The organism is Elstera sp. (assembly GCF_044372965.1).
Lineage (GTDB): Bacteria > Pseudomonadota > Alphaproteobacteria > Elsterales > Elsteraceae > Elstera.
On record NZ_JBILQX010000103.1, the window covers coordinates 1 to 11,916 of the forward strand.

Here is an 11,916-nt window from a genome sequence, read left to right on the forward strand (position 1 = left end):
GCGGCCCTGCGCGCGCTTCTGCCCCAGCAGCCCATCGATCTTATTCTGCTCGATCTTGGCCTGCCGGACGAAGACGGGTTCGCCCTGGCCGCCCAGATTCGGGCCTTCTCTCCCGTGCCGATCATTATGCTGACCGGGCGCGGGACGGACGTAGACCGCATCGTCGGGCTGGAACTGGGGGCCGATGACTATGTGGTGAAGCCCTTCAACCCGCGTGAACTCTTGGCCCGCATCAAGGCTGTCACCCGGCGGACAACCCCGGCTTACGCCGCTCCGCCGCTTGCTTCCCCGGCACCGCCGCCCGTACCGAGCGGGCCGCGCGGGTATCAGTTCGCCGGTTGGACGCTCGATCTCGCTCTGCGGCGCTTGGTTCACCCCGATGGGACGCTTGCCGACCTCAGCACCGCCGAATTTGAACTCCTCACCGTGCTCGTCGAAGGCCATGGGGAGGTGCTGAGCCGGGCCGAAATTCTGCGCCGCTGCGGGCGAACCAGCGACGCGATTTTTGAACGCTCTATCGATGTGACGATTCTGCGTCTGCGCCGGAAAATCGAGGCTAATCCGCAGCAGCCCGCCTTCATTCGCACCGAGCGAGGGGTGGGGTACCTGTTTGCAACCCGGCCAACCCCATTAAACTAGGCTATTAGCACTTTAGCCCACGCTGAACAGCCGCCAGGGGATCGATCTCGACCGCTCTACTCTAGCCGACTGGGTGGGCCGGGCCGGTTTTGAACTTCGGCCCTCCCGGTGACCCTTCTAGGCAATCTGAAGCGCTTCACCAAACTGTTCATGGACGAGACCCGCGCGCCGGTCCTCAATCTGGGGGCGAGGTAAACCAAGACCAGATACTTCTGGGCATTGGCCCGCTATGACCGCGCCTGGGGCGGCACCGAACCTCCGGGGGGCGCCTTCACCTATGTCCCAGGCCGCGCATCTTATTTGACGCACAGTGATCTAAGACGTTTTTTTCCAGAACGGGCGCAGCGCGTCGATCAATCCAAGGTAGGTGCCGTAGCGTCGGTCGTACTGAGGGCGGAGGGCGGTGTTCGGTGTGAAGGCTTGGGCGGCGCGGCTCATGGCGGCAACGGCGGCCTCGTAATCGGGGTATAGACCAACGCCCAAGGCCGCGCCGATCGCGGCCCCCAGTGCGCCGGTTTCGCGGCAGGCGGCGACGGTAATCGGCAGGCCGAGAGCATCGGCCATGATCTGCGGCCAATGGGGGCTTCGTGACCCGCCCCCGGACATGACGGCAGCGCCGACCGTTAATCCAGCCGCTTGAAGCACGCTCAAATGCCGCCGGTGTTCGAACACCACGCCTTCGAATAGCGCGCGGATAAGATGGCCCTCGCTGTGCCAACCGGCGATGCCGTAGAATCCGGCGCGGAAAGCCGCCCCTTGGCGCGAGCCATAGAGGAACGGATGGAAATAGGGATCATCCTCTGCGGGCGTAATCGCGCCGACCAGGCGATTGCAATGGTCGAACGCGGGTATCGCATGGTCGCCGCGTTCGACAAATTCGCGCACATACCATTCAAGATTTGCGGCGGAGGTGGCGCTCGATTCGATGGTGACGAAGCGATTCGGGGCAAAGGCACAGACCATAAAAATGCGCGGATCGGCGACTGGCCGGTCGCAGAAAACCTGATTGATGCTCCAACTGCCCGTGATAATCGAGGCGTCGCCGGAGTGGATGACGCCCGAACCCATGGCGCTCGCCACCACGTCGAAATACCCGCCGATAACGGGGGTTCCCACCGCAAGCCCGGTTTCGGCAGCGGCTTCGGCGGTAACGGTGCCGAGAATATCGGCGGGCTCAATCAAGGGCGGCAGCAGCCGCGCGGCATCGCCCAAGCCATAAAGCGCCAGAAGCTCTTCGGAATAGGTCAAGTCGCCCATGTCCAGCAGCCCCGCCCCGCTGACATCCGAAATTTCGTTTGCCAACTGGCCCGTCAGTCGGAAACTGACGTAATCTTTACAGAAGAGCAGCGTTCCCGCGCGGGCGTAAATCTCCGGCGCGTGGCGCTTCACCCAGGCCAGCAACACGGGGGTTTGGGCCGGCCAAGGGCGTTGCAGGCAGCGGTTATAGAGGGCATCGCCCGTCGCCTGGTCGAGGTCGGCGGCCAGGCTAGCCCCGCGCCCGTCAAGGGATTGAATGCCCAGCAGCGGCTGACGGTCCCGGTCGAGCAGATAAAGCCCATTTCCGTGCCCGGCGCAGCCAATTGCGGCAATCGCAGCGGCGGGGACGCCGGATTTCGCCAGCACGGCCCGAATGACCGTGCGGCCATTCGCCCAAAGCTCCCCAAGGTCGCGCTCTACATGGCCGGGTTTCGGGCGCAGCGACTGGCCGTCGATTGCCTCGGCGGCAATCTGCTGTCCGCTAAGATCGAAGAGCACGGCCTTGATGACGGTATTGCCGACATCAAGACCCAGGAGATACCGACGTGCCTCAGCCATGATTATAGATTTCCCACGCCGCGGCGCCGCTGACCCGATCATGAATGAGGGCCATCAGCGCGCTAACGACGGCTTTCGGATTGGCATGCTGATAAATGTTGCGGCCATACACCAGCCCCTGCGCGCCTTGGGCCAAGAGTGCCGCCGATTTGGATAGAACGGTCTTCAGGTCTTCCTTCCCGCCGCCGCGCACCAGCACCGGGCAGCGCGCCGCTTCAATCACGCGGTGGAAATCCTCCGCGTTCGCCGTCGGATCGGCCTTGATGATATCCGCGCCCATTTCGGAGGCGAGACGGACCAGCGGCACAATCTTTTCCACATCACCATCGACCTGATAGCCGCCGCGCACATCGTTCGGCAGCATCACCAGCGGTTCGATCATCAAAGGCATGCCGTAGCGGTTGCAGTCGGCGCGCACGCGGCTGATATTCTCCACGCATTGGCGGAACAGCTCCGGCTCGTCGGGCAGCATGAAGAGATTGACGACAACGCAAGCGGCGTCCATCTCCAAGGCGCCGATAATCGGATCCTCGTAATTCTGAAGCTGCGACCACATGACCCGATGCCGCTGGGCATTATAGGGATTGCCCATATCAATGCGCATCACCAGCGCGGGCTTATCGCGTTCGGGCCGGGCTTGGAGCAGATCGGCCTGACCATAGGTCATTTGGATTGCATCGGGCCGGGCGGCGACGAGGGTATCGACAACCTTGCCCATATCTTCAAGGCCGACAAGAAAGCTCGGCTCGTTGCAGACGCCGTGATCGATGGCGACATCCAGGCAGCCCCCCTTGTTGAAGAGTCGGTTCATCCGGGCTTTTGGGCTTAGGCGCATGCGTGTGTCCTTTCATGAGTACGGGCCGCCAGTCGGGCGGCAGAAACATCGTGGAAGCGGTCGAGTTCGGCGATCAGGGCGGCCTTTTCGGCCTCGGTGCGGGCGGTAGACCAGCCCAGGCTGCGGGCCGCAAGGGCGCCGAGCCGGTCGAGAATCGACCCGTCAATCGCCCCGCTAATGGCCAGTGTCGTGCGCCGCAACACAATATCGGCAAGGTGAACGACATCCTCCGTTTCGATCAGCCAAACAATTTCGGCCTCGGTCCAAGGCAACCCTGCGGCTAAGGGCGCATCGTCGGGGCGCGCCCGGCAGAAGGTGAGAAGCGGAATGCTCGCGGTGCCGTAGGTGCTCACCAAATGGGCGGCCCGGTTACGGTCGATGCCGAAGCGGCGGCACAGATCGGCTTCCAGCGTGGCCGGATCGGCAGGGAAATCCAGACCGCCGCCAATGGGGCGGTGACGGGTATCGGTTCGACGCGGGTGTTTGAGTTCGTCCAGCACCGCGTCGGCGGTTTGTTCGGCGAAGGCGCGGAAGGTGGTCCATTTCCCGCCGACCATGCAGAACAGTGGAACCTTGCCGTCGAGGCGCTGGATAAAATGGCCGCGCGAGATGCGCCCGGTAAAAGCATGGTCGCTTTTCGGCAGCGGGCGAATGCCGCTGTAACTAAAGACGATCTGCGCCGCATCCAGCGGAATATTCGGGAAAATTCGATGCACGGCGGAGAGGATGTAATCCCGCTCCTCCGGCTCGCAGCGCACCCGTCCGGGCCGTTCGACACGAATATCGGTCGATCCGGCCAGCACTTTGCCGAGGTAGGGGAAGAGAATGCAAACGCGGCCATCGTCATTCTCGAAAAACACCATATGGCCGCGCAGCGCGTCCTTCAGGCGGGGATTGTCGAGAATGAGGTGCGAGCCTTTCGTTCCCGCTACAATGGGGGCATCGGGCGCGCGGCTCAGGCTGCGCAGCGTCTCGTCCAGCCAAGCGCCGGTGGCATTTACGATGACGCGCGTGGTGATCGGCAGGGCCGTTGGAATGCCAAAACCCGTCAGAACATAGCCCTCGCCCTGGGGCTCCAGCGTGGCGTAATTCACGGCGATTGCGTCCAGCGCTTCGGTGCGGCAATCGGCCAAAAGCTCCAGCGCCAGGCGCTCGGGGTGGCTGATCCACGCGTCGTAATAGGTGGCGGAATAGCGTAGATCGGCCATTAACTCCGGCCACTGGGCGCGGCTGGCTTTTGCCGACCGGAAGATATGTTTTGGCAGGCGGCGGTTACGGCGCACGATAAAATCATAGAGCGCGAGGCCGAGTTTGATTGGCAAGGCCCCCCGGCTTGATGGTTTGCCCGTCACCCCAACCAGCCCGGCGGCGGCATTGAACAGCCCGGAAAAGGTGGAGGTAATCGGGATCGTCGTTGCCAGCGGATGCACGAGATGCGGGGCATTCGCCAAAAGCCCATCGCGCTCCTCAAGGGATTCGCGCACGAGGCCAACTTCGCCGTTTTCAAGGTAGCGCAAGCCACCGTGAATCATGCGCGAGGGGGCGGCACTGCACCCGGAACTAAAATCGCCCCGCTCGACCAACAGCACCCGCAGCCCCTGCAAGGCAAGCTCGCGGTACGTGCCGATTCCGTTGATGCCCCCGCCGATGACGACGGCATCGAACGCGCCGTTCTGGCGGATCTGGTCGAGAAGAAAAGCGCGGCGTGTAGACATAGGATCACCCTTCGCCGGTTTGTACGACCGGCATCCTAAGCAACAGGAGTGGGATTAGGCGTTAGGCGTCGAGACCGACCAGGTGCCGGGCTCCGGCGGCGCGGATGATACCGATGTCCTCCCCGCTCAGCCGAAGCCGCCCGGCGGCGGCATTCTCTTTCGCTTGGGCGGGATCGCGCGCACCGCAGAGCGCAAACGTGATCCCCGGCTGCTGAAGCGTCCAGGCAATGACGATCTGCGCCAGCGAGGCCTGATGTGCTTCAGCGATGGGGGCGATATCGGCCATCAGGGCCGCAACTTTGCTGCGATTGGCTTGCGAGAAGCGTGGGTTATCGCGGCGTTGGTCGTCGCCCGAGAATTGCCGGTCTGGCCCGATTTTGCCCGACAGCAGCCCAAGCGCGAGGGAGGAATAGGAGAGGGTTGAAACCCCGTGCGCCTGGGAGATGGGCACCAGCGTTTCGCCAATATCGGGTTTTACCATCGAGAATTCCTCCTGGATGGCATCCAGCGGCCCGGCACCGATATAGGCGCGCAACTCCTCTGGGCTCACATTGCTGGCCCCGATGGCGCGGATCTTCCCTTGTTTCTTCAACGCCTCCAAGGTCGCCATTGTCTCGGCGATGGGGGTTGTCGGGTCTTGCCAATGGGTTATGTAAAGATCGATATAGTCGGTGCCGAGGCGCGTCAGACTCTGTTCGACCTCGTGGACAATCGACGCATGCCCCAGGTAGCGATGCACGGGCAAATCATTTTGGCTGAAGAAATACCCCCCGGCCTGCGTGTGCCAGACCAGCCCGCATTTCGTTGCCAGCACGACCTTGTCGCGGCGGCCGCGAATGGCTTTGCCGACAATCTCTTCGGAAACCCCCATGCCATAGGCCGGGGCCGTATCGATCAGGCTCACGCCTTCATCAATGGAAGCCTGAATCGCAGCGATGGATTGGGCTTCATCGGTTCCTCCCCACATCCAGCCGCCAATAGCCCAGGTGCCGAGGCCGACAGCGGAGGCGGAAATGCCGCTTTGGCCGATGGGGCGGGTAAGTGTTGCCGCGTTCATGCTAAGACCTTTCCAAATCGAGCAAGCCCTGAGCCGTTGTTTCATCGACAACCAGGGAGTGAAGGTAATGTCCGGCGAGGGCCGCCCTAAGGGGGCCGATCTTCTGCGCACCAGAGGCAACGCCAATGACGCGCGGGCAGGCCGCGAGATCGCCGGGATTAAGCGCAACAACGCGCGAGTTCAACGGCACATCGGCAAGGCTGCCGTCGGCCTGGATCAAATGCGCGATAAACTCCCCGGCGACGTGACGGTCGCGGAACCCCTGCTGGTCCGCGTCGGGGATCGAGTCGTAGTAGCCGGAACCCGATGCTTCGACCCCGCCGACGCCAACCACGGCGACGCTTGCCCGGCGCGCGAGATCGAAGACGTCACGGATGGAGGCCATCGCCATCAGCACATCGCGCTGCGCCTGGGTTTCGGCAAAAAGCGGCGCGTGGACGAGGGAGACTGCACCCCCTAGCTTTTCCGCAAACTGCATAGCGAGATGGTTCACGTCGGTATAATATTTCCCTTGAACGCCACCGGTTAGCGGCACGACGCGGACGTCATAGGCTTGTTCGGGGGCGAGATTATCGACCAAGGCGCTAATCGCCCGCCCGCCGGTAATGGCGATCACATCATCGCTGTGCAGCGTTTCCAGTAGATGATTGGCGGCGGCCCGCCCCACCTGCTGCAAGGTGGTTTCGGGATTGTCTGAAACGGTCGGGGTGACGATGGCCTGATTGAGCTGAAACGCGCGGGTCAGGTCTTTTTCCAAATCCATCAACCGCTGGAACGGGCTTTCGATCGTGATCTTCACCATGCCCGCCTTTTGGCCGCTGGCGATCAGCCGATTGACCTTGGAGGTCGAGAGATTGAGACGTTTTGCGATCTCGGACTGTTTCATCCCTTCGATGAAATGCAGCATGAGCACCGTGTAGGTTTGGCGCAGAACATCATATTCATCTCGCATTTCGGCCATAGCAGCGCCCTTCTCCTTCTCTCGCGCGGTTAGCTGCGTTTCTTGACCAAGTAATGGTCGAAGACAACGGCGGCCAGCAGAATGGACCCGCGAATAATGTCCTGCCAATATACCGAAACATTGAGCAGGGCGAGCGAACTGGAGACGACCGAGAGCAAAATCGCCCCCAAAATCGCCCCGAGAATGGTGCCGGAGCCGCCCGACAAGCTAGCCCCGCCGATAACGGCTGCGGCGATGACGTTTAACTCCATGCCGATGCCGAAGGTCGGTTGCGCCGAGCCGAAGCGCGCCATGGAGATGATCCCGGCGATGGCGGCCAAGGTGGCGCAGAGCGTCGTCGTCGCAAAGATCACCCGATCGGTGCGAATACCCGAATAGGCGGCGGCCTTGGGGTTGCTGCCGGTGTAGAAAACCTTGCGGAACATCACAGTGCGCCGCAGCAGGAAATCGAACACCACGACGACCACGGCAAAAATGGCGATCACGACGGGAATTTGCCCAATACTGCCCTGGCCGATGAATTTGAATTCCGGCGGCAGGGTATAAAGACCGAGCGGCCGGCCGCCCGTCATCAGCAGGCACAGGCCACGGGCAATCACCATGACCGCCAGCGAGACGATGAAGTGATGCAGACCGATGCGGGTGACGCAAAGCCCCATCGCCGCGCCGATTCCCATACAGACCAGAACGGCAAGCGCCGACGCGGTCCAAGGATCGACGCCGCTTAGAAACAACCAGCCCGCCAGCACCATCGCGAGCGCCGTGATCGAGCCGACCGAAAGATCGATCCCGCCGGAAATCAGCAGAATGGTCATTCCGACCACGACGATACTTTCCACGGCAAAGGCCATCGCCATCGCCCGCACGTTCGCAACGGTTAGAAAATAGGGCGAGGCGAGCGACATGGTAATGAACAGCGCTGCGATAATAATGATGAGCCCGGTTTCCCGCGCGCGCAGCAGGCTGCGCCAGAGGGGTTTTCCAGTGGGGGCGTCGGGCGGTGCGGCGACGCTTCCGGTTTGGCTGATGGACATGGGTTCCTCCCTATTTTTCATTATTCGGCCGCCGAGGGCGTTTTAATCGATGCAAGCTGCATGATCCGCTCTTCAGTAATATCGGGGCCGTTCAATTCACCGGCGATCCGTCCCTCGCGGACCACCAGCACCCGGTCGCTAATGCCGATCAACTCGGGGAGTTCTGAGGAGATGACGATGATGCCAACCCCCTCCCGCGCTAGGCGGCGCAGCGTACGGTGAATTTCCGCCTTCGCGCCGACATCGACGCCGCGCGTCGGCTCATCGAGAAAAATCAGCTTCGGGCCAATCGACAGCATTTTCGCCAGCGCGACCTTCTGCTGATTACCGCCGCTTAACGAGGAGACAGGATCGGCGACACTGCCGCACTTGAGGTTGAGGCGTAGGCCGAGGGTTTCGGCCAAGCTCTTTTCCTTCCTGGCGTCGATAATGCCGGCCCGGCTCGCCACCCGCCGCGTATCCAGCGCCGACACATTAGCCGCGATGGGGAGGTTGAGAAAAACCCCGTCCCCCTTCCGGTCTTCGGAGAGATAGACGATCCCTGCCCGGATACTATCGGCGTAATGGCGGAGGGCGAGTTTCTGGTCGCCGAGCCAAACCTCGCCGCGCGCGCGCCCCTCCAGGCGGCAGAGCCCGCGCACAATCTCGCTGCGGCCCGAACCGATGAGACCGGCAAAGCCCAGAATTTCGCCTTGGCGCAGATCGAAGGAAACATCGTGAAACCGGTGTTTATCGGTGAGGTTGCGGACGCTGAGGATAATATTATCGCTGCGTTCTGCCTCGGTCTGCTTTTCGGGGTAGAGCTTCTCCATCACGCGCCCGACCATGCTGTTCACCAAGTCTTCCGGCGTGGTTTCGGCAATGGGCAGGGTGCGAATATGGCAGCCGTCGCGGAACACCGTCACCCGGTCGCAATGGGCAAAAATTTCGGCCATGCGGTGGGAGATATAGATGATCGCCATGCCCTTTTCGGCCAGCCGGTGCATAATGCGGAACAGCACTTGCGCTTCCGGCTCGGTGAGAGCGGCGGTAGGTTCATCCAGAATGAGAATGCGGCAGTCGAGCGTCAGCGCTTTGGCGATTTCGACGAGCTGCTGTTGGGAGATCGATAGCCTGCCGACTTTGGCGCGCGGGTCGATTTGCCCCAATTCACCCAAAACCTGAGCGGCGTGGCGGTAAAGTTCGCCGTACCGCATCAGAAAATCAGCGCTGCGATTGGTTGCCGCCATGAAGATATTCTCGGCGACAGAAATATCGGGGCAGAGGGCAATTTCCTGATGAACGAGGCCAATCCCTAGGGATTGCGCGGCATTGGGGGAAGCAATTCGAACCGGCGTGCCATCGAGCAGAATTTCACCGCTGTCAGGCTGGAGAATCCCGTCGATGATATTCATCAGGGTCGATTTTCCGGCCCCATTCTCGCCTGCCAGCGCGTGGATTTCGCCCCGGCGCAGCTCGAAATTCACCCCCCGCAGGGCCTGCACTGGCCCGAAGGCTTTCGACAGATTTTTGATTTCAAGGATTGGATCGGGCATGGCCCCGTCTCCCCGTATGAGGCCCGCGTCCATCCGACGATGATGCGGGCCTCCAGTGCGTCAGATCAACGGTTGGCCATATATTTGTTCAGGTCAAAGGCTTCTGCATTCGCCTTAGTGATGACGGCGAAACCATTATCGACGAAGGGGATCTGCATCGGATTGAAGCCGGACAGTTTGTAATCGTTGAACGGATCGATCAATTCGGGGTGTGAGCCCAAGAAGGTATTGATAAAGCCCATATAGCCCTGAATGCCCTGATTGGGGTTGATGGACATATGGATGTTACCGGCTTTGATCTGTTCCAGTGTCGTCGGGGTAATATCGGCGTGAACGATCAGAACTTTCTTCTTAGTCTCCAGCACAGCGGCCACCGCGCCTTCCGCCGAGCCTGCTTCGGGGATCCACAGCGCCGCCAGCTTCGGGTTCGCCTGAAGCATGGAGGAGACGGCCTTATAGGCGGCGCTCGTGTCTTGGTTGGTCGCTTGGCGGCCGACCAGCTTCATCTTGGGGTAATTTTTCTCCATATAGGCGATGAGGGCGGTCACGCGCAGGTCGTGATTGCTCTGGCCGGGGTTTTCGAGAACCGCGTAATCGGCGGCATTCCCCACCTGCTTCACGATTTCCTCGGCGGCGAACTTGGCTTCGGCCAGATTGTCGGAGGTGATATAGCCCGTGCGCTTGGATTTCGGCGAATCGGCGGCAAACGTCGTGACCGCAACCCCCGCCCCAATGGCGCGATTGATCGGCTCGATGAACGGATCAGCTTGCATCGGATGCAGCAGAATGCCCTTCGGCGATTTCACCAGATCCTGTTCAAACGAGGCGATTTGCTTCGTAATATCGTAATCCGGCGTGCCCGAGAACACCGCCCTACAGCCCATCGCCGTTGCCGCCTGCTTAAAGCCTTCGAACACCGGAACCCAATAGGGATGGCCGGAAACCATCACGTTCATCACATAGAATTCGCCGGGTTTGCAGGCGAATTTGCTCTGGGCTGCCGCGCCGCCGGTTGCAAAAACCGCCGCCGCCCCAAGAGCGACCGAAAGCAGGGCTGCCGCCCGAGTCCAAGCTACCATTGTATCCTCCCGTGTTGTTAGGACCGGCCTTTGACCGTGTCTGCAATAAATTTCACTTAATGGTTTTTATTGCAGTTCTAGGTGTACGCCTCTGTTTCCCCGCCGTCAAGCGGGAGTGTTAACAAAAAAAATGGCGCCCCGGAGAGGGCGCCGATCAGCGCGATAAGTTGAAAACTAGGGGCGCGGCTCGCTCAGTCGGGCAGAAACTCGGCCTGGCGTCGGAGAACCGTTTCCGCAATGAAATCCGCCGTGGCGGCAACCCGGGCGAGGGCGCGCAGGTCTTCGTGAACAATCAGCCAAAAGCTGCGGGTGATGCGCACATCGTGGCCGAGCACAGGCATGAGGTGGGCGGCGCGGTCGGCAATGAAGCGCGGCAGAATGCAGAGCCCGGCCCCGGCCAGGGTGGCTGTCAGTTGCGCGATCAGGTTGCTGCTTTTCAAGTGCGGGGCGATGCTGCCGACGGCGGCGAGATAATCGAGCTCCGGCGTGTAGATCAGATCGTCGATATACCCGATGAAGCGGTGCCCCGCAAGATCGGCCCGGGTTTCGATCGGTGCGTGCGCCGCAAGATAGTCGGCGGAGGCATAGAGCCGCAGATGATAATCGGTCAGCTTGCGGACCACCAGCCGCCCCTCCGTTGGGCGCGATAGGCTGATGGCAATATCGGCCTCGCGCCTGGAAAGACTGAAGACGCGCGGCGTGGCCACCAACTGCACCTCCAAATCCGGGAAGCGGTCGCACAGCCGCCCGATATGGGCCGCGAGGAACTGGCTGCCGAAACCATCGGGCGCGCCAATGCGCACCGTGCCGCTCATGGATCGGTCGGCATCCCCCACCAGCCCTTGCGCGGCAATCGCGGCGCGTTCCATTTCCTCGGCAACCGTGCGCAGCCGCTCGCCTTCTGGCGTAAGGCTAAAACCGTCCGGGCGGCGGTCGAACAGGGTGACGTTCAGCGCCTCTTCCAGCGCGGCGATGCGGCGGCTGACGGTTGTATGGTCCGCGCGCAGCCGTTTAGCTGAGACGATGAGCTTACCGGTGCGCGCAACATCGAGGAAATAGCGCAGATCGTTCCAGTTGAAGCCGCTCATCGGACTGCCCCCGGCGTATTCCCGCACAAAGGATGCGCAAATTTACCCGTCGCCTTCATCGGGGCGACGGAGTGACATGGGCGCAACAAAATTTGGGGGAAACGAACCATGGCGACAGAATTATACCATCTCATCGGCGGGAAAAAGCTCTCCGGCAC

The 11,916-nt window shown here is 61.5% G+C and carries 10 protein-coding genes and 1 pseudogene; 2 read left to right on the forward strand and 9 right to left on the reverse strand.

The window, feature by feature from the left end; translation table 11 throughout:
* A partial coding sequence (locus ACIQ36_RS13050; protein ID WP_395829941.1) for a winged helix-turn-helix domain-containing protein occupies positions 1-639 on the forward strand: 639 nt, incomplete at its 5' end.
* Between the two features lie 28 nt (positions 640-667).
* A pseudogene (locus ACIQ36_RS13055) lies at positions 668-966 on the forward strand (transposase); the annotation flags it as partial.
* On the opposite strand, the gene ACIQ36_RS13060 reads toward ACIQ36_RS13055, so the two are convergent.
* The 9 genes from ACIQ36_RS13060 to ACIQ36_RS13100 form a co-directional block, all read right to left on the reverse strand.
* The gene (locus ACIQ36_RS13060) at positions 955-2,496 is read right to left on the reverse strand and encodes an FGGY-family carbohydrate kinase (protein WP_395829943.1); all 1,542 of its coding nucleotides are present in this window, start codon (positions 2,494-2,496) and stop codon (positions 955-957) included. The pseudogene ACIQ36_RS13055 and the gene ACIQ36_RS13060 overlap by 12 nt on opposite strands.
* On the reverse strand, positions 2,447-3,289 hold the full coding sequence (locus tag ACIQ36_RS13065; RefSeq protein WP_395829945.1) for a class I fructose-bisphosphate aldolase: 843 nt from the start codon (positions 3,287-3,289) through the stop codon (positions 2,447-2,449). The genes ACIQ36_RS13060 and ACIQ36_RS13065 overlap by 50 nt, the downstream gene beginning before the upstream one ends.
* Complete coding sequence (locus tag ACIQ36_RS13070) at positions 3,280-5,004, reverse strand: glycerol-3-phosphate dehydrogenase/oxidase (protein WP_395829947.1); 1,725 nt, start codon at positions 5,002-5,004, stop codon at positions 3,280-3,282. Before ACIQ36_RS13070 ends, ACIQ36_RS13065 begins: the two co-directional genes overlap by 10 nt.
* A 61-nt stretch (positions 5,005-5,065) precedes the next feature.
* Positions 5,066-6,061 carry an aldo/keto reductase gene (locus ACIQ36_RS13075; RefSeq protein WP_395829949.1) on the reverse strand — a complete coding sequence of 332 codons (996 nt, stop codon included), beginning with the start codon at positions 6,059-6,061 and terminating at the stop codon, positions 5,066-5,068.
* Position 6,062: 1 nt separating this feature from the next.
* Positions 6,063-7,022 carry a sugar-binding transcriptional regulator gene (locus ACIQ36_RS13080; RefSeq protein WP_395829951.1) on the reverse strand — a complete coding sequence of 320 codons (960 nt, stop codon included), beginning with the start codon at positions 7,020-7,022 and terminating at the stop codon, positions 6,063-6,065.
* A gap of 29 nt (positions 7,023-7,051) precedes the next feature.
* Entirely contained in the window at positions 7,052-8,056 is a 1,005-nt protein-coding gene (locus tag ACIQ36_RS13085; RefSeq protein WP_395829953.1) for an ABC transporter permease, read from the reverse strand.
* 20 nt (positions 8,057-8,076) lie between these two features.
* Complete coding sequence (locus tag ACIQ36_RS13090; protein WP_395829955.1) at positions 8,077-9,591, reverse strand: sugar ABC transporter ATP-binding protein; 1,515 nt, start codon at positions 9,589-9,591, stop codon at positions 8,077-8,079.
* 65 nt (positions 9,592-9,656) lie between these two features.
* Positions 9,657-10,670, reverse strand: a complete 1,014-nt coding sequence (locus tag ACIQ36_RS13095) for a substrate-binding domain-containing protein (protein ID WP_395829957.1) — start codon at positions 10,668-10,670, stop codon at positions 9,657-9,659.
* A gap of 191 nt (positions 10,671-10,861) precedes the next feature.
* A complete protein-coding gene (locus ACIQ36_RS13100; RefSeq protein WP_395829959.1) occupies positions 10,862-11,758 on the reverse strand; it encodes a LysR family transcriptional regulator in 897 nt (298 codons plus the stop codon).
* Positions 11,759-11,916 lie beyond the last annotated feature (158 nt).

Coding starts and splice junctions, on each gene's coding strand:
- ACIQ36_RS13070 (WP_395829947.1), bottom strand. CDS start 5,004: ATGTCTACACGCCGCGCTTTTCTTCTCGACCAGATCCGCCAGAACGGC.
- ACIQ36_RS13100 (WP_395829959.1), bottom strand. CDS start 11,758: ATGAGCGGCTTCAACTGGAACGATCTGCGCTATTTCCTCGATGTTGCG.
- ACIQ36_RS13080 (WP_395829951.1), bottom strand. CDS start 7,022: ATGGCCGAAATGCGAGATGAATATGATGTTCTGCGCCAAACCTACACG.
- ACIQ36_RS13065 (WP_395829945.1), bottom strand. CDS start 3,289: ATGCGCCTAAGCCCAAAAGCCCGGATGAACCGACTCTTCAACAAGGGG.
- ACIQ36_RS13095 (WP_395829957.1), bottom strand. CDS start 10,670: ATGGTAGCTTGGACTCGGGCGGCAGCCCTGCTTTCGGTCGCTCTTGGG.
- ACIQ36_RS13060 (WP_395829943.1), bottom strand. CDS start 2,496: ATGATCGGGTCAGCGGCGCCGCGGCGTGGGAAATCTATAATCATGGCT.
- ACIQ36_RS13085 (WP_395829953.1), bottom strand. CDS start 8,056: ATGTCCATCAGCCAAACCGGAAGCGTCGCCGCACCGCCCGACGCCCCC.
- ACIQ36_RS13075 (WP_395829949.1), bottom strand. CDS start 6,061: ATGAACGCGGCAACACTTACCCGCCCCATCGGCCAAAGCGGCATTTCC.
- ACIQ36_RS13090 (WP_395829955.1), bottom strand. CDS start 9,591: ATGCCCGATCCAATCCTTGAAATCAAAAATCTGTCGAAAGCCTTCGGG.